The sequence below is a fragment of the Vogesella facilis genome, assembly GCF_042648525.1.
In the GTDB taxonomy this organism is placed as follows: Bacteria; Pseudomonadota; Gammaproteobacteria; order Burkholderiales; family Chromobacteriaceae; genus Vogesella; species Vogesella facilis.
On sequence record NZ_JBHRXN010000014.1, the window covers coordinates 21,439 to 45,544 of the forward strand.

Consider the following 24,106-nt stretch of genomic DNA (forward strand, 5'->3'; position numbering starts at 1 on the left):
ATCAAAGCCACGCCCCGCGTGGCTTTTGTTTTATGCGCACGCCGGCCGCCCCGGCGCCACAAAAAACCGCCCGAAGGGGCGGTTTGCGTTACGGCGGCGGCGGGCGCTCAGTTATTGTCCGCCCAGATCAGGCGGGCGATGGCGGAGGAGTCCAGTTCGCCCTCGCCGTCCGCCACCAGCTCGCCGATCAGCCCGGCCACGCGCTCCGCCTCCGGCAGCTTGATGCCCAGCGACTGCGCGGTATCCAGCACGATGCCCATGTCCTTCAGATGCAGCTTGGCCTTGAAGCCGGGCGCGAAGTTGTCGTCGATCATGCGCTGGCCATGCACGTCCAGTACGCGACTGGCGGCAAAGCCGCCCAGCAGCGCCTCGCGCACCGGTGCCGGGTCCACGCCGCAGGCCTTGGCCAGCTTCATCACCTCGGCCACCGCGGCGATGCCGACGCCAACGGCGATCTGGTTGCAGGCCTTGGCCACCTGGCCGGCGCCGCTGTCGCCGATATGGGTGATAGTCTTGCCCATCGCCGCCAGCGCCGGGCGCGCCTTTTCCAGCGCCGTCGCCTGGCCACCCACCATGATGGTCAGCGTGCCGTTGATGGCGCCGACTTCGCCGCCGGATACCGGGCAATCGAGAAAGTCGATGCCCTGTGCTGCCAACCTGGCGGCGATGTCGCGTGCGCCCAGCGGCGAGATGGTGCTCATGTCCACGCACACCAGCCCGGGCGCAGCGCCCTGCGCCACGCCGTTGTCGCCCAGCAGCAGCTGTTCCACATCGACGGTATCGGCCACATTGGTCACCACCAGTTCAACGTTGGCCGCAAGCTTGGCCGGGCTGTCCGCCCACTGTGCGCCGGCGTCCAGCAGCGCCTGCGCCGCATCGCGGCGGCGCGCCCATACCGTTACCTCATGCCCCGCCGCGAGCAGATTGCGCACGCACGGCGCGCCCATGATGCCCAGCCCGATATAACCGACTTTCATTGCTGCCCCTTGTTTCAATGCCCGTGACAGGCGTCAGGATCGCACCGCCGCAGCCGGTGGCTGCCGCAGCGCCAGCCATTGGGCGAAGTCCACGCTTTCGCCCTTGGCCTGTTGTTCCAGAAAGTAAATGAAGGCCAGCACCTCCGCCACTGCGCGGTACAGCTCGGGCGGGATGTGGCTGTCCAGGTCCACCTGCAGCAGCAGGTTGATCAATTCCGGCGAGTCGTGCACGAACACGCCGGCATCCTTGGCCTGTTCGATGATGCGCTCGGCCATCTGGCCGTAGCCCTTGGCCACCACTTTCGGCGCGTTGTCGCCCTCACGGTAGCGCAGTGCCACCGCCGAGCGGCGGTTGTCAGGACGGCTCTGCTTCATGCTTTACCTGCAGGCTGGCCAAGGTCAGCCCGGCAGCCTCCATCGCGCCGGCCAGTTGCAGCCGGTGGGTTTCGATCAGTCCGCCGGCCTGGTCGCTGTCGGTGGCAAACACCAGCTGTACCTGGTTGCCCACCATGCGCAGCCGCGCCGCCACGCCGCCCAGCGCCGGCAGCTGCAGGTTGAGCTGGGTATGCCAGGCACGCATGTCGTCGGCTCCGCCGGCCTCGCGCTCCGGCGTCTCCTCGGCCTGAATCTGCCACTGCACCTGCTGGCCGGGCCAGGCCAGGCCGTTGTAGACAAACTGGCGCTGTTCCAGCGTTTCCAGCTGCCGCTGCACCAGCTGCCCCATTTCGCCCTGTGCCCTACCGGCCGCGCCCAGCTTGGCCTGCGGCTCTTCGCGCAATTCGTCCAGCGACAAGCGGCCATCCAGCCAGGCTTTCTGGTGAGACTCGTAAAACAAGCCGCTTTTTTCCACAGTCTGGCGCAGGCTGGCACTGTGTTCGCTGCCGGGCTGCCCCGGGTTGTCCAGCAGCGCCTTGCCGCTGCCGGCTACCTTGTCGCCGACGGTATCGTAGGCGGCGGCCAGCGCGGCGGCGGTGGCAGACAGGCGGCCGCCCTGCTGATTAGCGGCTTGCAGCAGGGTGCTGAGATAGCGGGTGGCGGCGCTCAGCGACACCGGCGCCGATTTGGCCATTTCCGGATCCTGCTCCAGCGTCACCTGCGCGAAGCTCACTACCGGCTCGGTGGCACGCACCCGCAGCAGCAAGGGGTCGGCATTCAGTGCCTTGGAGCCGGGCGGCGCCTGCAGCGTGAAGGCGGCATTCTTGGCCAGCACCACGGCGGAGCCATCGGCCAGGCGCTCGGCAACGCGCGCATGCACCCATTCGCCGCTCTGGAAGGCCGGCATCTTGCCGCTGGGCTGGTTCAGGGTGGCCAGTGGGGTTTCCTCCTGCCCGGCCGCCAGCCGCAGTGCATCCTGCAGTGCTGCCGCCGGCGTTTCCGACTGCAAGTCCACCAGCGCGAACGCCAGTGGCTGCAGGGTGGCGACGCGCAGGTTCAGCACATTGCCGGCCTGTGCCTGGCTGCCGACCGGCATGTTCAGCAGAAAGGTTTCGCCCTTGATCTGGGCGGCAAGCTTGCCATCCGGCAGCCGCTCGCTGACCGCGGCGGCAAGGCGCTCGCCAGTGGCCAACTCCGGCAGCCGGGCCGGCGTGCCGCTGACTTCGATCAGTACCCGCCCCTGTTCGCGCTCCAGCCGCGCATTCTGCGCCGGGCTGAGCGTGGTATCGCGCGCGGCGGAGCTACCGGGAAGCAACGGTGAAATCATGAGGTGGAGCTATTGCGGTACAGCGACAGAATCAATTCGGCCTCGCTGCGCGAGATGCCGCAGCGCTCGGCCACATCGGCGGGGCTGAAGCCACGCTTGAACAGTTCTATCGCCTGGTTGTAGGGGCTGGCGCCTTCACTGCTGGCCAAAGGTTGGCCGCTGCGCTGGCTGCGCGGTGTTTGCAGCTGTTGCTGGGCGATCAACGCCACATCCTGCAGGCCGCGCTGCAGGTGGCTGATCTGCCGCTGCAGCTCTTCCATGTGCTGCTGGCTGAATTCCAGGTAGGCAATCTTGCGATAGGCGCGGTACAGCAGGTAGGCCACTACGGCGGAGTGGATAACCAGTACCCAAATGATGTAATCCATCTCACACCTCTGGTCAGTGAAGGGGGCTCATACTGAAATCTAGCACCCCCAGCCGGCCCTGGTGGCGGGAAACACGACGCGAAAGGAAGCGTTTTATTGACCGTAAGTGGCATCCAGTTTGTTCTGGTTGCTCATCGTCACCAGCTGGCCAGACAGCTGCTTTTGTTCCAGCTGCGCCAGCATGGTCAGCTGCTGCAGCAGCAGCTGCGCCTGCAGCAACTCGGCACGCAGGCCGTCAGCCTCGGCCACCGACAGCTCCTCGGCAGACAGGATGCGGTAATCCAGTGCGGCCAACTGTTCGCGCCGCTCGGCAAAGCCATCCCAATCGCCACGCTGGGCCAGCAGCAGCATGTCCTGCAGCAGCGGAAGCAGTTGCCTTACTGCCGCGCTCTGCTGCGGCGAATCAGACGGCACCATAATTCAGGCCCGATTTGCCGTCGCCGCCGCCGGCCTGCGGCTTGCCGATTGCCTCCCAGGCACTCTTGATCTCGCCCAGCAGGCTGGCAACTTCGTCCAGAGCGGCGGCATCATTCTTGGTATTGGCAACAAACAGGCGCTCGCAGCAATAGGTGTACAGTGCTGCCAGGTTTTCGGCCAGTTCGCCGCCGGCATTGCGGTCCAGCGCCAGCAGCAGGCCTTCGTCGACGATGGCAATCGCCTTGCTGATCAGCCGGCCCTTTTCGGCGACATTGCCGTTTTCCATCTGGAAGCGCGCCTGCTTGATGGCCTGGATCGCGCCATCGAACAACAACAGGATCAGCTTGTGCGGTGACGCACTTTCTACCTCCAGCTCCAGGCTTTTCTGTCCGTACGCCTTTAGCGCTTGTCTATTCATGTATTACGAACTCGATTTTGTGAGTGCGGCCAACTGCTGCGTCAGGTAGTTACCCGTGCTTTGCATCTGGCTGACGGTAGCATCCAACGCATTGAACTGCTTGCGATAACGTGCTTCCGTTTTGGTCAGCCGATCGTTCATGCGGTCACGCTGTTCGCCAATGCGCTTGACGGTGGAATTGAGGCCATCGGTCTTGGCATCAATCACCCCGGTCTTGCTTGCCAGCAGGCTAGTCAACACGCCATCCAGTGCAAAGGCAAAACCCTTGCTGAACTCTACCGTGCCGCGATCGCCAATAGTACCGCCATTCACGGTGACTGACAGCCCTTCTACCGGGGTACCAATGGCGCCGGTCAGTTTATTGCCATCCGCCAAGGCCGAATAACCGCCAATGGTACCGGACACCTTGTCCGAACCGGCGATACCCACACCGGTATTAAACAGGCTCACACTACCCGTATCGGTGGTCACACTGTCCAGCCCACCAAGCACTTCAACCGTGGAGCTAGTGCCGGTCTTGGTCGAGCTCAACAGCAGCTTACCGGAGCTATCCACCGACACCGTCACCTTGTCGCCCTTGGTGGTCAGGGTACTGTCGGCATTGATTACCTCCTGCAGCTTGCTCGCCAGCGTGGCCGGCGTGTAGGTCGCCGCCGGCAAGGTAAGGCTAGCCGTGCTATCACCATTGATCTTGACACTGAAGCTGGCCGGTGCAGTCACGACGATAGCGCTGCCCAGTGCCGAGGCCCCCAGCAGCGTGCCGTTTTGCACCGCCGTCAGGTTGATCGCATAGTTGCCGGTCTGGGTATTGCCGGTCGCTGCAGAAAATTTGATATTGCCGTCAGTCGGTGTCCCCACCGAGCCGAACAACTTCAAGACATCGTCAGGGTTGGCGTCAATGGCTGCCTGCAGCTTGGTGGTGTTCAGTGCCAGGCTACCATTCTTGTCAAACGCCAAACCGATTTCTGCTGGGCGGGTGAAGTCACCATCGATGTTCTGCACCACAGAAAAAGCGGTACGAATCTGGTTGCGGATGGCGCGGATGCTGGCATCGCCGGCCAACGGTGGCGCGGTACGCTGTTGCCCCTTGGCCGGCTTGGTAGTGGTATCTACCTTGCTGACATCATTCAGCGCTTTATCCAACTCGTTGTAGCTTTTGACGAAGTCCTGAATAGCCTTGCTGATACCGGAGCTGCTGCGGGTAACATCGATCTTGGCCGCCGAATCGGTCGCCGCATGCACTTTCACCAGGCTAAAGGTCAACCCATCCACGGCATCCGTGACGGTGTTGCCCTGCTTGGTAATCGTCATGCCGTCCAGCTCGAAGATGGCATCTTTCGCCGACTGCACCTCGGTCAGCTTGGTGCCTGCCGGATCATTGGTAAAGGCGGCCAGGCTACTGTCGCTCGACTCGACTTTCAGGGTGCTTTTGGTGCCGGTGGCCGTGGTGTACACCAGACGGTTACCGGTGCCATCGTTCACGATGCTGGCGGTAACACCGATATTGGCCTTGTTCACCGCATCGCGGATGCCCGCCAGCGTAGAGCCGGCTGGAATCGTAACTGTCTGCGGTACTTTTTCCGGGTTCAGCGCAAAGCTGGCCCCCGAGGTGGTGCCAAAGCTGAAGGTCAACGTGCCGCCGCCAATGGCCGTCGTCGTACTGGCAAAGGCTGTCGTCGCCAGTTTCTGGCTTTGCGCCAGCTGATTGACACGCAATAGGAAACTGCCGGTACCGGCCGCATTGCTACCGGAGACCTTGACGTTGTCTTCGGAAGAACTCGTGGCCTGAATGGCGTTGAATTTGCTACTGTCCTGCAATGCCTTGGTGGCCGACTGAAAGGCAGACAGTGCCCCCTTGACCTGTCCCAGCGCGGAAATCTGCGCCTGAACCGTCGCCTCCTTGGAATTGAGCTGCTGCAACGGCCGCGACTCCACCGCCATCAGCTGACTGACCATGTTATCGATAGGCAGGTTGGAACCGATACCTGCAGAGCTCAAAGTAGCCATTACATTACTCCTGTATCAAGCACGCTCTTCAAACAGCACGCCCAATACCTTGTCCAGATTCTTGGCAATCCGCAGCACTTCCTCGGAAGGAAACTGGCGAATAACCTCATCGTTGCTGGTATCCATTACCTTGACCACCTGAATGCCAGAGTCTTCATCGATACTGAAGTTCAGCTCACGGCCATAAGCCTGCATGGCGGAGCTGACCTTCTCCACCGCCTTACGCAGCTCGTCATCGGAGGCCGCCGTATTGCGCCCCTTGTCGGTGGCGCCAGCAGCCTGCACCGCCTGCGGCGACACCGCTACCGCACCGCTACTGACGGCAGCCGAGGTCTGGCTACGGGCGGCAAGATCCGCCGCATTGCTGCTACTGCCAGGCAATACGCCCGGGCCAGGAAGATTACCCAGAATATTCATCATTACTCTCCATGGGCAAAAACCCGGCAGCCAAGCTGCCGGGTTCAATCATACCGATCCTACCGGCTGGCTTAACGCAGCAGGGACAGCACGCCCTGCGGCAGCTGGTTGGCCTGTGCCAGCATCGCAGTACCGGCCTGTTGCAGCACCTGGTTCTTGGTCAGCTTGGCGGTTTCGGAAGCGAAGTCGGCATCCTGGATGCGGCTGCGCGATGCGCTCAGGTTCTCGGACGAGGTCTGCAGGTTCGAGATAGTGTTCTCGAAGCGGGACTGCAGGGCACCGAACTGGGCACGTTGGCCGTTGATCGACTGCAGCGCAGAGTCAACAATCTTCAGCGCCTTCTGGGCACCGGCGAAGTTGGAGATATCCAGCGACTGTACCGAATCCAGCTTGGAGTTGGTGATTGCGGCGGCGGCATCATCCGAGGTCAGGCCGGTACCAGTGTCGGTAATACCGAAGCTCTTGTCGGAACTCAGCGACAGCTGACCAGCGATCATGGTTTGAGTCGCGGCAGCAGCGGCACCAGTCTGTGCCGAGCCGAGCAGAGCACCGGTCGACTTGTAGGTATCAACAACAACCGTGCCAGTCGAAGCCGCAGTGGTACCCAGGGTAATGTTGTTACCGTTCTGGTTGGTCAGCTTGATGCCACCGTTGGTGCTGTCGTACTCGGCAGTCACGCCAGTTTTACCAGTCTGGGCATTGATGGCGTTGATCGCACCGGCATAGTCATCGGCGGAAGCTGCGGTCGCACCCATGCTGACGGCAACGGTCACGGCAGAAGTATTGTCGGACTGCAGGGTCAGGGTGTAGTTCTTGCCGCCCTGCAGCGCCACGTTGGCGGTGGTGGTCGCACTGGCAGTCACGCCGGTCTTGGCGGTGTTGGCGTTGATTTCCGCGGCAACGCTCTGCGCCGAGGAGGTCGCAGTAGTGGCGGTAGTGGTGTAAGAACCCAGGCCACCATCAATCTGGATGGTCTTGGCTGCAGTGATCGGGTTGGTCGCTGCGGCAGCAAATGCTTTCACCGCCGGGGCAGTAGCAGAAACCGAGTTGTTACCGTAGTTGCTGGTACGGAAGTTGGTACCGGTGGCGGTAATGGTCTGGCCGGCGTTAGCGCCAACCTGATAGGTCAGGGAGCCGGAAGTACCGTCCAGCAGTTTCTGGCCGTTGAATTCAGTAGTCTGGGCGATACGATCCAGTTCGGAAGTCAGCTGACCGACTTCAGACTGCAGTGCCTGACGGTCAGTGGCGGAGTTACTGGAGTTGGAAGACTGCACCGCCAGTTCGCGGATACGCTGCAGGATGTCACCGGAAGAAGACAGTGCGCCTTCGGCAGTCTGCGCCATGGAGATGCCATCGTTAGCGTTGCGGCGGGCTTGATCCATACCGCGGATCTGGCCGGTCATACGCTCGGAAATGGCCAAGCCGGCGGCATCGTCTTTGGCGCTGTTAATGCGCAGACCGGAAGACAGGCGCTGCAGGGTGGTGCCCAGGGCGTTCTGGGAGCCGGACAGATTGCGTTGTGCGTTCAGCGAGGCAACGTTGGTATTGATGGTCAGCATGGTAGTGCTCCTTGATTTTCATTCAGAGGGGCGTTGAGCTGTCGGCCCCATGCCGATGCTACCGCCTTCATGATGTATATCGTCGCTGCCCACGCTTACTTTAGGGGGGATTAACAAGTTTTTTGCCGTGAAAGCGGCCTATTTTTCGTTCATCTATAAGCCAACACTTGCCACTGTAGCAAGCCGGCATTTATCAGTGCGACAGCAGCCCTCGTTATAGGCACGAATGGCCGCTGCCGCGACAGGCAAAGCCTAGGCGCCTTGCGCGCAGAACGCCGCCAGCAGGGCCTGTACTTTCGCCATACCATCGGCCAGGGCATCGTCGGCAAACTGGATGTGCTCGCGGCTGGCGCCCTTGCCCGCCGCCCAGTTGGCAATGTGGCAGACATGCAGGTACTGCAGGCCCAGCTCGCGGGCCAGTGCCGCCTCCGGCATGCCGGTCATCCCCACCATGTCGGCGCCATCGCGCTGCAAGCGCAGCACCTCGGCGGCGGTTTCCAGTCTGGGGCCTTGCGTCACCGCGTACACACCGCCGTCCAGGCAGGGCACGGCGCTGTCTTGGGCCGCGGCCAACACGGCGCCGCGCAACGCCGGATCATAGGGCTGGGTAAAATCCACCCGCACCAATGGCCGATCCGGCCCTTCATAGAAGGTGTGCTTGCGCCCCCAGGTGTAATCGATGATGTTGTCCGGCACCACCAACATGCCCGGCGCCATGTCCGGCCGAATGCCGCCCACGCTGCCGATGGCCAGAATCCGCTTCACACCGACGCTGTGCAATGCCCAGATATTGGCACGGTAGTTCAGCTCATGCGGCGCAATCGAATTGCCATAACCGTGACGGGCCATGAACACCACGTTCTGGGCGCCGACGCGGCCGAACGTCAGCGCGCAGGACGGGTCGCCAAACGGGGTGCGCACCACCTGGCGATGGGTAATCTGCAGAATGGGAAGCTGGGCGAGGCGACTGCCTCCGATGATGGCTAGCATGATGTTTTCCTTGTTATGCAAAGCAGCGGGCCGAAGCCTCAAGCGGCACGCAACGGCAGCAGCAACAGCCAATGCTCCACCTTGTTCATGCCGGCCTGCTGGAAAGCCTGGCCACACTGCTCCAGGTAAGTCGGCATATGAATATTGACCCGGTAAAACAGGTAGATCAGTTCGATGATTTCATCCTCCCTCAGGCTGCGGCCACGCGCCTGCATCAGCCCTGCCAGCCAGAAGCGCAGGGTCAGGTACTCGATGCACATGATCTGCACTTCGCCCAACAGGCGGCGGGTCCACGGGAACAAGGCGCTGGCGGCATGATTGAACAGCACCCGGCGCAATACGCTGTCGATGCTATCGATATCGTCGGCGGCAGCGAACTGGCGGGCGATGCCGGCATCCCCCTCCTCCCCGCCCCCGTTGACCAGGCCCTGTAGCGCCTCTTCGATCAACTGCAGATAGCGCGGATTGCGGAAATCCAGATCGGCACGCACGCGACTGGCGGCGGCCAACACCTTGACATGCAACAGGTCGTGGCGACGCAGCGCCCCCAGTTCTTGTAACAGGCTGCCGTCCAGCAGTTGCCGCTCCCAGTCCGCCAGCACTGCCGCCACCTGCTGCTCATCGGCTCCGTCATCGTGGAATAGCGGTTGCAACACCTCCGCCAGCAGCAGCAGCACCGCCAGCGACTGCCAAGCTGGCAGCTCCGCCGTGGCCAGCACCGTCAGAAAGAAGTCGCGCACCTGGCGCGAGGCCGTCCACTCCATCTCCGGACGGCCCTTGCCGATCATCTGCTGCCGCACCGGTTGCTGGCTCAGCTGCAGCAGCAGCGCGTCGTCATCGGACAGCAGCAGCCGCGCGATCTCCGGACAGGCTGGCGAGGCGAACTGCTCCAGCTGGCCACCCAGCGACTTGGTCAGCCGCGGAAAGGTGGAACAGACGTCCGGCAGCATCTGCTCGCCGCATTTCTGGTGCAGGCGGCACAAGCCCTCGGTGCTGAGCAGCTCGCAGTTGCCGCGTTCGTCATCCTGCTTGGCGAGAAAACCATAGTCGCCACTGCCGGACTTGCCTGCACCGCGCTGCAGCGCGTGCATGATCACCGGCTTGAGCTCCCTGTCCGGCAGCCCCTTCAGGCGCACATAGGTATCGTGGTCGACACCTACGGCCCAGCCATGGCAACAATCATCCGGGCATGCCGCCCCCAGACAGGAAAACTTCTCCAGATAGGCGGGGGCCACCACTTCCAGCATCTTTGTCTGCGACATCGTCATCTCTCTGCGTTTGAGTGTTTCTGGTTCCAGCTTGGCATACCCGGCGGCAAAGCAAAATGAAAATGCCCGCTAACGCGGGCATGTCGGGTGAATCACTGGCTTATTTCAAGGCATGAATCGCCGGCAGATTGCGCCAGGCACCGCGCACATCCATGCCGTAGCCGAACACGTAGCGGTCCGGCACATCGATGCCGACGAAATCGGCGGCAATCGGTTTTTCCTTGCTGATCAGCTTGTTGGCGAACACGCCGCTGTAGAAGGCCTTGGCGCCCATGGCCAGTACCTTGTCGCGGATGGCGGCCATGGTGTGGCCTTCGTCCAGGATGTCGTCCAGCACCAGCACCACGCGGTCGCGCACGTCTTCCTTCGGTGCGGTTTTCCACACCAGCTCGCCACCCTGGGTCTTGTCGCCGTAGCGCGACACGTGCACGTAGTCGAAGTCCAGCGGGAAGATCAGCCGCGGCAGCAGCTGGCCGGTGAACACCACCGCACCGCCCATTACCGACAGTACCAGCGGGTAGGTTTCACCCAGTTCGCGGGTGATGTCGGCCGCCATGCGGTCCACCGCGGCATCCACCTCCTGGGCGGAGAACAGGATGTCGGAGCTATTGAGAATACCGCGTGCTTCGGCAACGTTCGGCATGTTGATTCCTTTCAAAATACGCGCGCCGCCGTCAGCAACGCGGCGGCGCAAAAAATCGGTTCGGTTTACTGTTGCGACAGATTGGCGAGGTAGGCGGCAAACTCGCGGCCAACCTCGTGGTGCTTCAGCCCCAGCTCCACGGTGGCTTTCAGGTAGCCGATCTTGGAGCCGCAGTCGTAGCGCACGCCGTCGAAGGCGTAGGCCAGCACCGGCTCCTCCTTCAGCAGCGCGGCAATGGCATCGGTGAGCTGGATTTCGCCGCCGGCGCCGGCCGGGGTGTTGAGCAGCTTGTCGAAGATGCGCGGCGTCAGGATGTAGCGCCCCACCACCGCCAGGTTGGACGGTGCCACGTCCGGGTGCGGCTTTTCCACGATGCTGCTTACCTGCTCGCGGCCCTGGCCATTCGGCTGGATCTCCACGATACCGTAAGAGCCGGTCTCCTCGCGCGCCACGGTTTCCACCCCCAGCACCGAGCTGTGGGTCTCGTTGAACACGCGCACCATCTGCTCCACCGCGCCCGGCTCGCCATCGATCAGGTCGTCAGCCAGGATCACCGCGAACGGCTCGTTGCCCACCACCGGCTTGGCGCACAGCACCGCGTGACCCAGGCCCAGCGCCTCGGTCTGGCGGATGTAGATGCAGCTGACGTTGTCCGGCACGATGCCCTGCACCAGTTCCAGCAGCTTCTTCTTGTTGCGGTTTTCCAGCTCGGTTTCCAGCTCGTAAGCCTTGTCGAAGTGGTCTTCGATGCTGCGCTTGTTACGGCCGGTGATGAAGATCAGTTCGGTAATGCCGGCAGCCACCGCCTCTTCCACCGCGTACTGGATCAGCGGCTTATCGACGATGGGCAGCATCTCCTTGGGGCTGGCCTTGGTGGCCGGCAGAAAGCGGGTGCCCATGCCGGCAACCGGAAACACGGCTTTGGTGATTTTTTGCATATCAACTTGCTTTCTCAACACAAGCGTTTAAGAACCGGCCTACGATCTGCTGCGCGTCGGCGATACGGCGTTAAAAACGTCTTCGGAATGCTCATTTACTATTTGTAAATTCCGCTTCCTCAGCCATTTTCGCCTTGTCTCGCCTTAGCTCGCGAGATCGTAAACACGTTCTAACGAATGGCCGCCATTGTAGGCGTTTTAGCCGCCGCTCTCCAGCAAGGCCAGCAGGCCGGCCTCGTCCAGCACCGCCACCCCCAGCTCCAGCGCCTTGTCGAGCTTGCTGCCCGCCTCGGCGCCGGCTACCACGTAGTGGGTCTTCTTCGATACGCTGCCGGACACCTTGCCGCCAGCGGCCTCGATCAGCGCCTTAGCCTGGTCGCGTCCCATGGTGGGCAGCGTGCCGGTGAGCACGAAGGTCCTGCCGGCCACCGCGGCATTGCCGGCGCTCGCCTCCGCCTGCGGCGCCGCCACCAGGATGTCGCGGCAGTAAGCGGCAATGGCCTGCAGCGCGGCGCGGTTGCCGGCCTCGTCCAGCCAGTCGGCCAGCGCGTTGACCACCTCGGCCGGCAGCTCCAGCTTGATGATCTCCACCCGCGGGCATGCGGCCAACGTGGCCAGCTCGCCCTGCTGCGCCGCCAGCTGCTGCGCGCGCACCTCGGTGAGCCGCGGCACGCCGAGGCGGGCGTAAAGGTTGGCCGCAGCCAGCTTGTCGTGCAGCTGTGCCCTGGGCGCATGCTCGTCCGCCGGCGCCACGCCAGCAGCCAGCAGCGCATCGATCACCTGCTCGTTCTGCGCCTCGGCAAAGAATTCGGCAATGGCATCGGCCACCACGCCGCCGATGTCCGGCAGCGCCGCCAGCACCGCACGCGGCGCACGGCGCACATGGTCCAGCGTGCCCAGCCAGTCGGCCAGGGTCTTGGCAGTGGATTCGCCGACGTGTCGGATGCCCAGCGCGAACAGCAGCCGCGCCAGTGGCGGGGTCTTGCTCAGCGTGATCGCCTCGATCAGGTTCTCCGCCCACTTGGTGGCCACCTTGCCGGCTTTCACCGTTTCCGGGGTGATGCCCTCCTGCTCGTCGGCGCGGCGCTTCATTTCCAGCAGGTCGGCAAGCTGCAGCCGGAACAGGTCGGCCACGCTGGCCACGTAGTCGAACTCCACCAGCTTTTCGATGTAGCGCTCGCCCAGTCCGTCGATGTCCATCATGCGGCGGCCGGCAAAGTGCTGGATCGCCTGCACCCGCTGCGCCTTGCACACCAGGCCGCCGGAGCAGCGCGCAATCGCCTCGCCTTCCTCGCGCACCACGTGGCTGCCGCATACCGGGCAGGCAGTGGGCAGGCGGTAGGCCGGGTACATCGCTTCCTCACCGCCACTGAACAGATCGCCACCGGACGTTGGCCGCATCGGCCGCTCGGCCAGCACCACCGACACCACTTCCGGAATCACGTCGCCGGCACGGCGCACGATCACCGTGTCGCCGACGCGCACATCCTTGCGCCGCACTTCGTCCTCGTTGTGCAGCGTGGCATTGGTCACCGTGACGCCGCCGACGAACACCGGCTGCAGCCGCGCCACCGGGGTGATCGCCCCGGTGCGGCCAACCTGCTCCTCGATCGCTTCCACCCGGGTCAGCGCTTCCTCGGCCGGAAACTTGTGCGCAATCGCCCAGCGCGGCGCGCGCGACACGAAGCCCAGCCGCTCCTGCAGCGCACGGCTGTTCACCTTGTACACCACGCCGTCGATCTCGAACGGCAGGCCGATGCGCTGTGCCAGCACGCCTTCGTAGTAGCCGGCCAGGCCGGCGGCGCCCTGCACCACCGGTCGCAGCGCGGCAGCCACCACCGGGAAGCCCAGCGCCGCCAGCCAGTCCATTTCGCCGGCGTGGGTAGCCGGCCAGTCGGCGCCTTCCACCTGGGCGATGGCATAGGCGAAGAACGACAGCCGGCGCTGCGCGGTGATGCGCGAATCCAGCTGCCGCAAGCTGCCGGCGGCGGCATTGCGCGGGTTGGCGAAAGTCTTGTCGCCGCGCTCGCGCTGCGCGGCATTGAGCTTGTCGAAGTCCGCCTTCAGCATCAGCACCTCGCCGCGCACTTCCAGCAGCGTGGGCAGGTTGGCCGCATGCAGCTGCAGCGGCAGCGAGCGCACGGTGCGGATATTGGCGGTGACGTTCTCGCCGCTGGCGCCATCGCCACGGGTGGCGGCCTGCACCAGCACGCCATCGCGATACAGCAGGCTCACCGCCAGACCATCGAACTTGGGCTCGGTGGCATATTCAACGTTGGCCGCAGCCAGATCCTTGCTCACCCGTTCGTCGAAGGCGATCAGCTCGGCGTGCCGGCTGGCAAAGTCCGCCAGCTGCATGTCAGAAAAGGCATTGGACAGCGACAGCATCGGCACGCTGTGCACCACGCTGTCGAAGGCCGGCAGCGGCGCACCGCCCACGCGACGGGTGGGCGAGCTGTCGTGCTGCAGCGCCGGGTAGTCCGCCTCCAGCTGCTGCAGCTCGCGGAACAGCCGGTCGTACTCGGCGTCCGGCACCGTCGGCGCATCCTGCACGTAGTACTGGTGGTTGTAGCGCTCCAGCTGTGCGGCCAACTCGCGGGCGCGGGTTTCGATCTCGGCGGTAGGCTTGGTCATGGTAGGCCCCAAATGCAGCACGCCGGCAGCGCCGGCGTGTCGGTAGTGATTGGACTGAACGGCTCAGGCAAACAGCCGCAGCGCGGCCACACTACCCGGCGCAATGCCGCGGTCGTCCATATTGCCGTAGATGCGGATCAGCTGTTCGCGGATGTGGGCGATGCCCTGCTCGCTCAGTTCGCGGCGGTTGTCGTCCATCAGCCGGGCGTTGAACTCCTGCCCCAGATGGCGGGCGAACTGCATGGCGCGGTCGAACACCGCCACGCCGCCGGCCACGCGCGGCACGTCGAACAGCAGGGTCAGCGCCGGGAAGTTCTTGTCCAGCAGCGTGTGCATGGTGAACGGCGTCTGGTCGGCGGAGGCCAGCGAGAACAGGGTATTGCCGGAATCCGACAGGTAGTGGAACTGCCCATCCGGCTCCAGCTGCAGGCCGCCGGCCTCGGCCACGCTGCGCAGGCGCGCGCCCGGAATCGGCGAGGTCGGCACGATGCTGATGCCGATCAACACGTCGACATCGACACAGAAACGATCCAGCTCACGCGCCGCCACCAGCTTCTGCTGCCGTTGCGGGAAGCTCACCTGTGCGCCCTGCTGCTCGGCATAGTGGCCGACCTGCTGGCAGAAACTGGCCAGCTCCTGCTCGGTCACCGCACCGCCGCGGTCCACCAGCTGCAGGCCGAAATTCACCTGCTTGTACGGCGTGCCCGGCATGATCTCGGCCGGCTTCCACAGCCCGCGGTCGGTGCGCAACAGTACCTGCACCCGCTTGGCGACATTGAAGCGCGGCAGGCTGTTCAGCCCGTGCGGCTGCGGGAACACCACTTCGGCGATGAAATCCAGCGACGGGTCCAGCAGCGACACCACCAGCGCCTGGTGGTCGGCGCTGTCCAGCTCGGCGGCCGGCGCCTCGCTCACCACCGGCACCGGTTCCGGCTCGTAGCGGCTGATGCTGGGCGGCGGCGGCTCGTCGTTCAGGTAGGCCGGCGTGTCGTCATCCTCGTCCAGCAATACCGGCTCCAGCCGCTCCTGGCGACCATCGCGCACATTGTTCTTCGGCACGTCCAGCAGCGCGTCGGCGTGGTGTGCAAAGGCTTGGCGCGTCTTCTTGCGAAAACGCCACTCCTGGTAAAAATTGAGGCCGTATACCAGCGCAATCACCAATGCGCCCAGCAACAGCAATCCGATTTGTATTTCGCTCATTGAGCTTTATCCACAGCGGCAGCCAGTATATAGGACAGCATTATAACAAATGCCGACGGGGGCACGCGGACCGAAGCAGGCCGCGATGCCTGTTTTTTATTCACTTTCCTGCAAGTTGAAGCGTACCGGTTGTTCGGTCTCGGCGACAACCACCTTGCCAGCCTCCAGCTGCGGCAGGAAGCGCCACTGCCACACCGCCGCCATCGCCGCCCGGTCCAGCCGGCTAAAGCCGCTGGAGCGCAACAGCAGCACGTCGCTGACCGCCCCCTGCGTATCCACCTTCAGCCGCAGCCACACCACGCCGGCCTCGTTCAATTCGCGCGACAGCGGCGGATACGCCGGTCGCGGTGCGGACAGTACCCGCACGCGGCGGTTTTCCCCCGCCGCGGCACTAGCGTTGGCCGCAACCCCGGCCCCTGCCGCGATCGCCGTGGCGGCCGGCGCGACTGTCGGCGTAGCGGCAGCGGCCACCGCCGGCGCCGCCTGGGCTGGCGACAGTGCCGGCTGCGGTGTCGACTGCACCGTGACGGCAGGCGGCGCCTGACGCGGCGCGCTCTGGCTTGGCCGCACGCCAGCGGCCGGCGGCGCTGCGGCACGGGCCGGCGTCACCAGCTTGCCCGCCGGCGCTGCCGCCGGACCCGAACTGGCAGCCGGCGCCAGGCGCAACTCCAGCCGCAGCGGCAGCCGCGGTGCCAACGGCAGGCTGACGCTCTGCGCCAGCGCCGCCAGCAACAGCACATGCAGCAGCAGCGACAACAACAGCGCCCGGCGCATTACTAGCCGGTTTCGCGCATTTTCAGCGCTTCCACGATGTCCACCGCCACGATGCGGCTGACGCCCTGTTCCTGCATGGTCACCCCCACCAACTGCTCGGCCATTTCCATGGTCAGCCGGTTATGGCTGATGTACAGGAACTGGGTGCTGGCCGCCATCTGCTTCACCAGGTCGCAGAAGCGGCTGGTATTGGCATCGTCCAGCGGCGCATCCACCTCGTCCAGCAGGCAGAACGGCGCCGGGTTGAGGCTAAACAGCGAGAACACCAGGCTCATCGCGGTCAGCGCCTTCTCGCCGCCGGACAGCAGGTGGATGGTGCTGTTCTTCTTGCCCGGCGGCTGGGCGATGATCTGGATGCCGGCCGACAGCAGGTCGTCGCCGGTCAGCACCAGCTCGGCGCGGCCGCCGCCGAACAGCGTGGGAAAGAACTCGCTCATCTTGGCGTTTACCGCCGCGTAGGTCTGCTGCAGCATGTCGCGGGTTTCGCCGTCGATCTTGGCGATGGCCTCTTCCAGCGTTGCCATCGCCTGCAGCAGGTCGTCGGTCTGGCTGGCCAGGTAGTCGCCGCGCTTGCTGGCTTCCTCCAGCTCCTGCAGCGCCGCCAGGTTGACCGCACCCAGGCCTTCGATGGCGCGCGCCAGTCGCGCGATCTCCGCCGCCAGCGCATTCGGCTTCAGGTTGTCGTGCAAATGCGGCAGCAACTCGGCTTCGTCAGCGCCGGCGCCCTGCAGTTCCTCGTTGAAGCGCTCCAGGTTCAGCCGCGCCTCCTGGTGCTTGAGCAGCCAGTCCGAGCGCGCCTCGCGCAGTGCCGGCAGCGCGGCGCTGACTTCCTGCTGTTTTTGGGTGTGCTGACGCAGAGTTTCGGTCAGCGCGTTCAGCGCGTCGCGCGCGGCGGCCAGGCCCTGCTCGCGCGTTTCGCGCAGCGCCAGCGCCTCCTGCAGTGCGTCGTCCGGCGCCGCCTCTTCCACCGTTTCCGCCTCGATGGCCAGCGTTTCCAGCCGCTCGGCCAGTTGCAGGTCGCGCTCTTCCAGCTCGCGCGCACGGCGCGCCAGCTCGGCCACTTTCTGCTCCGCCGTACTCAGCGCCAGGCGAATCTCGTGCACCTGCCGCTCGGCATCACGGGTGCGGTTGCGCGCCAGCTCCAGCCCGGTTTCGGCGTTCAGCCGCGCCAGGCGCACTTCTTCCAGCGCTTGCTGCAGCTCTTCCAGCTGCATGGCGTTTTCCTCGGCCAGCAGCTCGGCCTCGGCGATAGTGTCCTGCCCGTGCCGGCGCTCTTCCGCCAGCCGCGCCTGCTCGGCATGGATCGCCGCCAGCCGCGCCGCGCCCTGCCGTGCCGCCTGGTCCAGCTTGACGTGCTCCAGCGTGGCAGCATTCAGCTCGCCCTCCAGCCGCGACAGCGCCCCCTTCTGCGCGCGCACCGCCTCGGCCAGCATGCCCAGCGTGGCCTGCGTGCCGTCGCGGCGGCGCTGCAGGCGGGTGATTTCCGGCTCGATGGCCGCCAGCCGCTCGGCGGCGGCATCGCGCGCCGCCTTGCGCGCCATCATGCCGTCGCCGCTGCCGGCGGCATGAAAGCTTACGCTGGCGCAGCTGACGCGATGCCCGTCCGGGGTGATCCAGCATTCGCCGGCCGCCAGCTCTCCACGGCGGGCGATGGCCTGCGCCAGGCTGTCGGCGCAGTAGACGCCGGCCAGCCAGTCCGCCACTGCGGCGGCAAACGGCGCCGCCACCTGCAGCTGCGCGCTGAGCCGCAGGCGGCCAACGTTGGCCGCAGCGGGCGCGGCGCTGCCGTCCACCACGGTCAGCGGCGCCGGCGGCATGGCTTCCGGCAGCAGCGCGGCGCGCGCCGCCAGCCGCTCGGCCAGCATGGCCTCCACCGCCACCCGCCACGCCTCGTCCACCTGCAGGCTCTGCCACAGCGTCGGCGCCGCGGCCAGCTGCTGCGCCTGCAGCCAGCCGGCCAGCTGCTCGCCGGCGGCTTCGCGCGCCAGCACGGCGTCCAGCGCCGCCACTTCCGCCTCGGCACGGGCGGCGTCGGCGCCCAGCTGCGCCAGCTGCTTGTCCAGCTGCTCGCGCTCGGCGCTCAGGTCGGCCTGCTTGGCCTCGTCGGCCGCCAGCCGGGCGCGCACTGCGTCCAGCGCGCTCTGCGCATCGACCACCTGCGCCTGCGCCAGCTGCAGCGCGGCGGCATCCGGCAGGTTGAGATCCTGCAGTTCGCGGCGCAGCGCGTCGTCGCGCCCGGCCAGCTGTTCGATGCCGCGGCGCTGGTGCTCGCCCTGCTGCCGAGCCAGGTCGCGTTCGCGGGTGAGGTTGGCGATCTGCGCCGTCATCTGCGTCAGGCGCTGGTCGGCAACACGGAATCCAGCCTCGGCGGAGGGCAGACTGTCGGCGCCGTCCTCCAGCCCCATCTGCGCCTCTTCCATGCGCAGCTGGGCCTCTTCGCGCCGCGGCAGCCAGTCGTCCAGCTCGGCCGCCACCTGTGCCTTGTGTTCGGCCAGCTGCTGGCGCTCGCTGCGCGCGCTATTCAGTTCGCGTGTCAGCCGTTCACTGCTTTGCAGCCGGTGGCGCTGCTGCTCTTCCAGCCGCGCCAGGGTGGCATTGGCCTCGAACAGCGCCTGCTGCGCCTCGTGCACCGCGTCGCTGGCGGCGTAGTGCGTCTCGCGCACGGTTTCCAGCTCGGTTTCCAGGTGGGTGTGGGCGGCTTCCAGCGCGGCTTCTTCGGTTTCGATGCGCGCCAGCTCGCCGCGGGCGGCGGCCTCCTGCCGCGCGGCTTCCTCGCGCCGCGCCAGCGCCAGCAGGTTCTGCTTGAAGGTCAGCGCGCCGCGCATGTCCTGATAGTTGGCCGCCACTTCGGCCTGCTCGGTGAGTTTCTCCACCTGCCGCGACAGCTCCAGCTTGAGGTCCTCGATGCGGGTGAGGTTGTCGCGGGTATCGGCGAGGCGGTTTTCGGTCTCGCGGCGGCGCTCCTTATAGCGCGATACGCCGGCGGCCTCCTCCAGGTAGGCGCGCAGCTCTTCCGGCCGCGCCTCGATGATGCGCGAGATCATGCCCTGCTCGATCACCGCGTAGCCGCGCGCACCGACGCCGGTGCCAAGGAACAGGTCGGTGATGTCGCGGCGGCGCACCTGCTGGTTGTTGATGTAGTAGCTGGATTCGCCCTGGCGGGTGAGCACGCGCTTGATGGCCACCTCGGCGTACTGCCCCCACGGCCCGGTGAGCTGGCCGTCGCCGTTGTCGAACACCAGTTCCACCGCGGCGCGCGACACCGGCTTGCGGGTGGAGGAGCCGTTGAAGATCACGTCCTGCATCGACTCGCCGCGCAGCTGCTTGGCCGACGATTCGCCCAGTACCCAGCGCACGGCGTCGATCACGTTGGACTTGCCGCAGCCATTGGGGCCGATCACCGCCACCAGCTGGCCGGGCACGGCGATGCTGGTGGGGTCGACAAAGGACTTGAAGCCGGCAAGCTTGATATGGGTGAGGCGCAAGGCGTGATCCGCAAAAGGTTGATTCAGCCGCGCATTTTAGCAAGCCCGCCGCCTGCTGCGGCCAACCTTTGCGTGCCGCGCCGCGATGTTGCTTTGCCGGCCATGACATTGGTTGCCATAATGCAGCCATGGATACGCTCTCTCTTGCCAATCATTTCCTCATCGCCATGCCGGACATGGCCGACCCGCTGTTTGCCAAAAGCATCGTGTATGTCTGCGAGCACGGCGAACAGGGTTCCATGGGGGTCATCATCAACAAGCCGTCCGGCATCGTGGCGGCGCAGCTGCTGGAGCAGATCGACCTGCCGCTGCCGGAAGGCGAAGCCAGCACCTGGCCGGTGTTTTTCGGCGGCCCGGTGCAGCCGGATCGCGGCTTCGTGCTGCACAACCCGATCGGCAACTGGCAATCCACGCTGACCATTACCGACCACTTGGCACTGACCACCTCCAAGGACATCCTGGCGGCGGTGTCGGAAGGCAAGGGCCCGGAAAAGCTGCTGCTCAGCCTGGGCTATTCCGGCTGGGAAAAAGGCCAGCTGGAAGAGGAGATCGCCAATAACGGCTGGCTGACGGTGCCTGCGGAAGAGTGGGTGCTGTTCGACACCCCGGTGGAAGAACGCTACAACTGCGCCATCAAGCTGCTGGGCTTCGACCCGGCGCTGCTGACCAATGTCTCCGGCCATGCATAAGGGCACGGTGCTGGGTTTTGACTTCGGCGAGAAGCGCATCGGCGTGGCACTGGGCGAGCCGGAAGTGGGCATCGCCACACCGCTGGACACCATCAACAGTGAAGTGAACGAGGTGCGCTTTGCCGCCATCGGCAAGCTGGTCAGCGAGTGGCGTATTACCGGCTTCGTGGTGGGCCTGCCCACCCACATGGATGGCAGCGAGCATCAGCTCACCGCGCTGTCGCGCAAGTTTGCGCAGCGCCTGAAGGGGCGCTTCGAGCTGCCGGTCTGGCTGGTGGACGAGCGGCTGACCTCGGTGATTGCCGAAGGGCTGCTGGAAGATGCCGGCGTCTACGGCCGCCGCCAGAAGGAGATGCTGGACCAGGTGGCGGCGCAGGCCATCCTGATGGGCTGGTTCGAGCAGCCGGGCGAGCCGATTGCCTGAGCGGCCGCCCCCGCCTTGGCTGGCGTCAGGACTGCGCCAGGACGAGCTGCGCTGGAACTGCCTGCAATGCGTGCGCGACGAGCTGGGTGACGGTTTCTGGTTGGCCGCAGGCTTCGTCCGCAATCTGGTGTGGGACATGCAGCACGGTCACAGTCCACCTACCCCGCTCACCGATATCGATGTGATCTACCTTGCTCTCTATATTGACCTGGCCGCCTGCCGGCAGCAGGAAGCCGGTCATGAGCATCGCTTGCTGCAACGCCTGCCTCTGCCCATGGCAGGTACGCAATCAGGCGCGCATGGCAGCGCGGCACGGCCATCTACCATACCGGAGTTGTGTCGAGGCCATCAGTTACTGGCCGGAAACCGCCACCTGCTACGCCGTCCGTGTCGATGAGCATGAGCAGCTGCACTGGCTGGCCCCGCTGGGCTGGGGGCCGCTATTTTCCCGCCAGATCCAGCGCAACCCGGCCTTCAGCGGCGGCGATGCCGCCTGGCAGCAACGTCTGCAACACAAGCACTGGCATCAACGTTGGCCGCAGCTGCAGCTGATATCAAGCGACAAATAAAAACAGGCGGATATCTCCGCCTGTGTCGTCCGGGCCGCCAACTTACCTGCGCACGCCCTTTTTCTTTTCTTCGCGCTCCAGCCGCGCGTCTTCCTTTTGTGCCGCGCGCAGTACCTCATGCTCCTTGGCGGCCTTCTCCCACGCCGCCCACTCCTCCGGCAGCTCCAGCGAGATGCGGCCGATATTGCCGTCGCGGAAGTCGGTGAGCACGATCTCCGACGCCTTCTGGATATTGATGCGCCCGCCCGGCAGCACCGCGCCGCGCTTCTTGCCGATCAGCTCCAGTACCTGCCAGTCCTGCAGCCCGTCGCTGTCGCCGATCTTGTAGCGCGCATCCAGCTCGGCCGGGTAGCGTTTCATCAGGTACAGCAACAACTCCAGCACCACTTCTTCTTCGTCCAGTGCATTGCGGCCAACGGCGCCACTGGCGGCCAGGTTGTAGCCGCCCTGCGGCACGATGATCTTCGGCCACAGCATGCCCGGGGTGTCGAACAGCTCGATATCGTCGGCCAGCATGATGCGTTGCTGCCCCTTGGTAATGCCCGGCTCGTTGCCGGTCTTGGCGATGCGCCGCCCCATCAGGCTGTTGATCAGTGTGGATTTGCCGACGTTGGGGATGCCGCAAATCACCACCCGCAGCGGCTTTTCGACACCGCCGCGGCCGGGCGCCAGCTCGCGACAGGCCGCCACCAGCTTCTGCGCTGGCGCCGCATCGGAGGCATCCAGCCCCAGCGCCTGGGTGCCCGGCTGTTTGCGATACCACTGCAGCCATTGCTCGGTCACACGCGCATCGGCCAGATCCTGCTTGTTCAGCACCTTCAACGCCGGTTTGCCGCGCGCCAGGCGGGCAATCATCGGGTTGGCGCTGGAGCCGGGCAGGCGCGCATCCAGCATTTCAATTACCACATCGATACCGCCAAGACGCTCTTCCAGCTCCTTCTTGGCTTTGTTCATGTGGCCAGGGAACCATTGAATGGCCATTGGCTATCGCTTTCTGAGTGGATCGAGCAGATAGCTCAACCCGTTGTGATCCAGTTCGTGCATCAGCGCCAGCAGGCGGCCGATTTCTCCTGGCGGAAATCCTTCGCGGGCGAACCAGTTGAGGTAATGCCCCGGCAGGTCGGCGATGACCCGCCCTTTATACTTGCCATAGGGCATGGTGCGCGTCAGCAGCAGGCCCAGCTGTTCGGTATCCATGGCACGTCGTGTCAGTGAGAAGGCGCGCATTGTGCCAAAAAATCATCGACTTGACAGCAGGCTTACGGCAAATCCTTGCCATCATTAAATGCCAGATAGCCTTTCACCACCCGGTAAATGCTCCACACCCAGACACCGAACATCATCACCGCGCCGAGTCCGAACAAGAAGAGCAGCGGCGCAGAAATCGCATAGCCCGCCAGCGCCCACCAGAAGGTACGCATCTGCCAGCGGAAGTGGCTTTCCCAGCGCGTTCCGCGCGCGTCATCCAGTTTCACGTAATTGATGATCACCGCCACGATGGCAGTCACCCCCACCAGCAGGCTGCAAGCCTGCAGGATGTAGACCACCAGTGTCAGCGTCCGCAGCGTGTCCTCTTCACGCGGCACACGCTCGATATAACCATCACGCATTGCATCATCCTTCCCTATCAAGACAAAACCGCCTGTAACCGCGCCAGGTGCGCCGCCATCGCCTGGCGCAACTGTAAGGACTGCGCCACCGGTGACGCCAGCTTGGCCTGCCGTGGCGAACGGGCCGTCGCGGCAATCGCGCAACCACCAGCGGCACCAATGGCAAATGACTGCAGCGAGGCAAGCTCCAGCCCCAAGCGCTGCGCAATGACACGCAACGCGCGATTAACAGCATCCATCAGCGCCAGCTCTGCCCCACCCAGCACCAAGTGCTCCAGCTGAAACACCACCACCCGCGCCGCCAGCCAGTCGGCCGCAGCCGGCTTACCACCGTTGGCCGCAATGTAGGCCAGGGTGCGCACCTCTGGGAACAGCGACTCCATCACACAGGGCTGCTGTCGCTGCTGCCACTGTGACAGCTGTGGCAGCAGTTTGTCCGCAGCACAGGCAGACAGGCGCTCGGCATCGCAAAAAATATTCAGACTTACGACTGGCAACGTTGCAGGTAGGGTGCCCGACCAGATACGGCTGCTTTCCATCATGTTCGCTCCTGGAGCCATAACTGGGAAATCAGCCACTGCAGATAGACCAATGCCGCCAGTTACGGCGGCATTGTTGGAAAATTCTGTGAGTTCAGTCCACAAGGTTTCCTGGCGCCGCCAGAGAGGAGCGGTAGCCATAATAATACGCAACGGAAACAATGCAGCTGAAAGTAGTCATCTGGCCATCATCGCCAATTTTACTTCGAGCGTCAACCATAAAGGTCAACACCGACCAAGCCCGAGTGATTCGCCCAACACAGCGAGCGGCCATTCAGTGTGAACAGCCGGAAGTACTGGAAGTGCTGACCCGCGACGGCTGAGCGCCTGCTCATCGCCCGACGCCGCAAACACCAAAGCCCGCTCACGCGGGCTTTTTGCTTGTCGGTGCAGGGGCCGGGGCCGGCCGGCGGCCAACGTTGGCCGCACGGGCATGGCATGAGGTGGGTATCGGGCGGCGTGCAGGCCAGGCGAGCGGCTT

General features: G+C 64.6%; 25 protein-coding genes and 1 pseudogene. 4 read left to right on the forward strand and 22 right to left on the reverse strand.

All coding sequences use genetic code 11. The features are described from left to right. Positions 1–107: 107 nt before the first annotated feature. The 17 genes from ACFOLG_RS07325 to smc form a co-directional block, all read right to left on the reverse strand. Complete coding sequence (locus tag ACFOLG_RS07325) at positions 108–977, reverse strand: NAD(P)-dependent oxidoreductase (RefSeq protein ID WP_386090175.1); 870 nt, start codon at positions 975–977, stop codon at positions 108–110. A 33-nt stretch (positions 978–1,010) separates the two neighbouring features. Further along, complete coding sequence (locus tag ACFOLG_RS07330) at positions 1,011–1,352, reverse strand: EscU/YscU/HrcU family type III secretion system export apparatus switch protein (protein ID WP_386090178.1); 342 nt, start codon at positions 1,350–1,352, stop codon at positions 1,011–1,013. After that, a complete protein-coding gene (fliK, locus tag ACFOLG_RS07335; RefSeq protein ID WP_386090181.1) occupies positions 1,333–2,679 on the reverse strand; it encodes a flagellar hook-length control protein FliK in 1,347 nt (448 codons plus the stop codon). Before fliK ends, ACFOLG_RS07330 begins: the two co-directional genes overlap by 20 nt. Next, entirely contained in the window at positions 2,676–3,044 is a 369-nt protein-coding gene (locus ACFOLG_RS07340) for a DUF2802 domain-containing protein (RefSeq protein ID WP_386090183.1), read from the reverse strand. The genes fliK and ACFOLG_RS07340 overlap by 4 nt, the downstream gene beginning before the upstream one ends. Before the next feature lie 93 nt (positions 3,045–3,137). Then, on the reverse strand, positions 3,138–3,461 hold the full coding sequence (locus ACFOLG_RS07345) for a hypothetical protein (RefSeq protein WP_386090186.1): 324 nt from the start codon (positions 3,459–3,461) through the stop codon (positions 3,138–3,140). Then, on the reverse strand, positions 3,448–3,879 hold the full coding sequence (fliS, locus tag ACFOLG_RS07350) for a flagellar export chaperone FliS (protein ID WP_386090188.1): 432 nt from the start codon (positions 3,877–3,879) through the stop codon (positions 3,448–3,450). The genes ACFOLG_RS07345 and fliS overlap by 14 nt, the downstream gene beginning before the upstream one ends. A gap of 3 nt (positions 3,880–3,882) precedes the next feature. Then, on the reverse strand, positions 3,883–5,886 hold the full coding sequence (fliD, locus tag ACFOLG_RS07355; protein ID WP_386090190.1) for a flagellar filament capping protein FliD: 2,004 nt from the start codon (positions 5,884–5,886) through the stop codon (positions 3,883–3,885). A gap of 15 nt (positions 5,887–5,901) precedes the next feature. Then, positions 5,902–6,306: a flagellar protein FlaG gene (locus ACFOLG_RS07360; RefSeq protein WP_386090192.1), complete on the reverse strand. Its 405-nt coding sequence runs from the start codon at positions 6,304–6,306 to the stop codon at positions 5,902–5,904. A 68-nt stretch (positions 6,307–6,374) separates the two neighbouring features. Next, entirely contained in the window at positions 6,375–7,862 is a 1,488-nt protein-coding gene (locus ACFOLG_RS07365; RefSeq protein ID WP_386090194.1) for a flagellin, read from the reverse strand. Positions 7,863–8,114: 252 nt separating this feature from the next. Further along, positions 8,115–8,924, reverse strand: coding sequence for an S-methyl-5'-thioinosine phosphorylase (locus ACFOLG_RS07370; RefSeq protein ID WP_386090195.1), 810 nt, complete (start codon positions 8,922–8,924; stop codon positions 8,115–8,117). Continuing rightward, entirely contained in the window at positions 8,891–10,114 is a 1,224-nt protein-coding gene (fliB, locus tag ACFOLG_RS07375) for a flagellin lysine-N-methylase (protein ID WP_386090197.1), read from the reverse strand. Before fliB ends, ACFOLG_RS07370 begins: the two co-directional genes overlap by 34 nt. A 106-nt stretch (positions 10,115–10,220) precedes the next feature. Beyond that, positions 10,221–10,763, reverse strand: coding sequence for a hypoxanthine-guanine phosphoribosyltransferase (locus ACFOLG_RS07380; protein ID WP_386090199.1), 543 nt, complete (start codon positions 10,761–10,763; stop codon positions 10,221–10,223). A gap of 65 nt (positions 10,764–10,828) precedes the next feature. Then, positions 10,829–11,701, reverse strand: coding sequence for a UTP--glucose-1-phosphate uridylyltransferase GalU (gene galU / locus ACFOLG_RS07385; protein ID WP_386090201.1), 873 nt, complete (start codon positions 11,699–11,701; stop codon positions 10,829–10,831). Positions 11,702–11,899: 198 nt separating this feature from the next. Then, a complete protein-coding gene (gene ligA / locus ACFOLG_RS07390; RefSeq protein WP_386090202.1) occupies positions 11,900–14,335 on the reverse strand; it encodes an NAD-dependent DNA ligase LigA in 2,436 nt (811 codons plus the stop codon). 63 nt (positions 14,336–14,398) lie between these two features. Then, on the reverse strand, positions 14,399–15,535 hold the full coding sequence (locus ACFOLG_RS07395; protein ID WP_386090205.1) for a cell division protein ZipA C-terminal FtsZ-binding domain-containing protein: 1,137 nt from the start codon (positions 15,533–15,535) through the stop codon (positions 14,399–14,401). A 96-nt stretch (positions 15,536–15,631) separates the two neighbouring features. Continuing rightward, entirely contained in the window at positions 15,632–16,309 is a 678-nt protein-coding gene (locus tag ACFOLG_RS07400) for an energy transducer TonB (RefSeq protein ID WP_386090208.1), read from the reverse strand. Positions 16,310–16,311: 2 nt separating this feature from the next. Next, entirely contained in the window at positions 16,312–19,731 is a 3,420-nt protein-coding gene (gene smc, locus ACFOLG_RS07405) for a chromosome segregation protein SMC (RefSeq protein WP_449369284.1), read from the reverse strand. A gap of 191 nt (positions 19,732–19,922) precedes the next feature. Here smc and ACFOLG_RS07410 point away from each other — a divergent pair, with 191 nt between their 5' ends. Continuing rightward, positions 19,923–20,483: a YqgE/AlgH family protein gene (locus ACFOLG_RS07410; RefSeq protein ID WP_386090213.1), complete on the forward strand. Its 561-nt coding sequence runs from the start codon at positions 19,923–19,925 to the stop codon at positions 20,481–20,483. After that, complete coding sequence (gene ruvX / locus ACFOLG_RS07415) at positions 20,476–20,907, forward strand: Holliday junction resolvase RuvX (RefSeq protein WP_386090216.1); 432 nt, start codon at positions 20,476–20,478, stop codon at positions 20,905–20,907. The genes ACFOLG_RS07410 and ruvX overlap by 8 nt, the downstream gene beginning before the upstream one ends. A gap of 25 nt (positions 20,908–20,932) precedes the next feature. On the opposite strand, the gene ACFOLG_RS07420 is transcribed toward ruvX, so the two are convergent. Then, positions 20,933–21,148 (reverse strand): hypothetical protein, encoded by a 216-nt coding sequence (locus ACFOLG_RS07420; RefSeq protein WP_386090233.1) that lies wholly within the window; start codon positions 21,146–21,148, stop codon positions 20,933–20,935. Between ACFOLG_RS07420 and ACFOLG_RS07425 the strand changes: the two genes are divergently transcribed. Both ACFOLG_RS07425 and ACFOLG_RS07430 read left to right on the forward strand, forming a co-directional pair. Then, the gene (locus tag ACFOLG_RS07425) at positions 21,044–21,304 is read left to right on the forward strand and encodes a hypothetical protein (RefSeq protein ID WP_386090231.1); all 261 of its coding nucleotides are present in this window, start codon (positions 21,044–21,046) and stop codon (positions 21,302–21,304) included. The genes ACFOLG_RS07420 and ACFOLG_RS07425 overlap by 105 nt on opposite strands. Continuing rightward, positions 21,189–21,476: pseudogene (locus ACFOLG_RS07430) on the forward strand (nucleotidyltransferase family protein); the annotation flags it as partial. The gene ACFOLG_RS07425 and the pseudogene ACFOLG_RS07430, both read left to right, overlap by 116 nt. 42 nt (positions 21,477–21,518) lie before the next feature. On the opposite strand, the gene ylqF reads toward ACFOLG_RS07430, so the two are convergent. From ylqF to ACFOLG_RS07450, 4 genes are all read right to left on the reverse strand, one after another. Continuing rightward, positions 21,519–22,457 (reverse strand): ribosome biogenesis GTPase YlqF, encoded by a 939-nt coding sequence (gene ylqF / locus ACFOLG_RS07435; protein ID WP_386090219.1) that lies wholly within the window; start codon positions 22,455–22,457, stop codon positions 21,519–21,521. 3 nt (positions 22,458–22,460) lie between these two features. Next, on the reverse strand, positions 22,461–22,673 hold the full coding sequence (locus ACFOLG_RS07440; RefSeq protein WP_386090222.1) for a DUF3820 family protein: 213 nt from the start codon (positions 22,671–22,673) through the stop codon (positions 22,461–22,463). Between the two features lie 62 nt (positions 22,674–22,735). Further along, positions 22,736–23,086, reverse strand: a complete 351-nt coding sequence (locus tag ACFOLG_RS07445) for a DUF4870 family protein (protein ID WP_386090225.1) — start codon at positions 23,084–23,086, stop codon at positions 22,736–22,738. A gap of 17 nt (positions 23,087–23,103) precedes the next feature. After that, a complete protein-coding gene (locus ACFOLG_RS07450; protein WP_386090227.1) occupies positions 23,104–23,628 on the reverse strand; it encodes a hypothetical protein in 525 nt (174 codons plus the stop codon). Positions 23,629–24,106 lie beyond the last annotated feature (478 nt).

Coding starts and splice junctions, on each gene's coding strand:
- ACFOLG_RS07325 (WP_386090175.1), bottom strand. CDS start 977: ATGAAAGTCGGTTATATCGGGCTGGGCATCATGGGCGCGCCGTGCGTG.
- ACFOLG_RS07330 (WP_386090178.1), bottom strand. CDS start 1,352: ATGAAGCAGAGCCGTCCTGACAACCGCCGCTCGGCGGTGGCACTGCGC.
- fliK (WP_386090181.1), bottom strand. CDS start 2,679: ATGATTTCACCGTTGCTTCCCGGTAGCTCCGCCGCGCGCGATACCACG.
- ACFOLG_RS07340 (WP_386090183.1), bottom strand. CDS start 3,044: ATGGATTACATCATTTGGGTACTGGTTATCCACTCCGCCGTAGTGGCC.
- ACFOLG_RS07345 (WP_386090186.1), bottom strand. CDS start 3,461: ATGGTGCCGTCTGATTCGCCGCAGCAGAGCGCGGCAGTAAGGCAACTG.
- fliS (WP_386090188.1), bottom strand. CDS start 3,879: ATGAATAGACAAGCGCTAAAGGCGTACGGACAGAAAAGCCTGGAGCTG.
- fliD (WP_386090190.1), bottom strand. CDS start 5,886: ATGGCTACTTTGAGCTCTGCAGGTATCGGTTCCAACCTGCCTATCGAT.
- ACFOLG_RS07360 (WP_386090192.1), bottom strand. CDS start 6,306: ATGATGAATATTCTGGGTAATCTTCCTGGCCCGGGCGTATTGCCTGGC.
- ACFOLG_RS07365 (WP_386090194.1), bottom strand. CDS start 7,862: ATGCTGACCATCAATACCAACGTTGCCTCGCTGAACGCACAACGCAAT.
- fliB (WP_386090197.1), bottom strand. CDS start 10,114: ATGTCGCAGACAAAGATGCTGGAAGTGGTGGCCCCCGCCTATCTGGAG.
- ACFOLG_RS07380 (WP_386090199.1), bottom strand. CDS start 10,763: ATGCCGAACGTTGCCGAAGCACGCGGTATTCTCAATAGCTCCGACATC.
- galU (WP_386090201.1), bottom strand. CDS start 11,701: ATGCAAAAAATCACCAAAGCCGTGTTTCCGGTTGCCGGCATGGGCACC.
- ligA (WP_386090202.1), bottom strand. CDS start 14,335: ATGACCAAGCCTACCGCCGAGATCGAAACCCGCGCCCGCGAGTTGGCC.
- ACFOLG_RS07395 (WP_386090205.1), bottom strand. CDS start 15,535: ATGAGCGAAATACAAATCGGATTGCTGTTGCTGGGCGCATTGGTGATT.
- ACFOLG_RS07400 (WP_386090208.1), bottom strand. CDS start 16,309: ATGCGCCGGGCGCTGTTGTTGTCGCTGCTGCTGCATGTGCTGTTGCTG.
- ACFOLG_RS07410 (WP_386090213.1), top strand. CDS start 19,923: ATGGATACGCTCTCTCTTGCCAATCATTTCCTCATCGCCATGCCGGAC.
- ruvX (WP_386090216.1), top strand. CDS start 20,476: ATGCATAAGGGCACGGTGCTGGGTTTTGACTTCGGCGAGAAGCGCATC.
- ACFOLG_RS07425 (WP_386090231.1), top strand. CDS start 21,044: ATGCAGCACGGTCACAGTCCACCTACCCCGCTCACCGATATCGATGTG.
- ACFOLG_RS07420 (WP_386090233.1), bottom strand. CDS start 21,148: ATGACCGGCTTCCTGCTGCCGGCAGGCGGCCAGGTCAATATAGAGAGC.
- ylqF (WP_386090219.1), bottom strand. CDS start 22,457: ATGGCCATTCAATGGTTCCCTGGCCACATGAACAAAGCCAAGAAGGAG.
- ACFOLG_RS07440 (WP_386090222.1), bottom strand. CDS start 22,673: ATGGATACCGAACAGCTGGGCCTGCTGCTGACGCGCACCATGCCCTAT.
- ACFOLG_RS07445 (WP_386090225.1), bottom strand. CDS start 23,086: ATGCGTGATGGTTATATCGAGCGTGTGCCGCGTGAAGAGGACACGCTG.
- ACFOLG_RS07450 (WP_386090227.1), bottom strand. CDS start 23,628: ATGATGGAAAGCAGCCGTATCTGGTCGGGCACCCTACCTGCAACGTTG.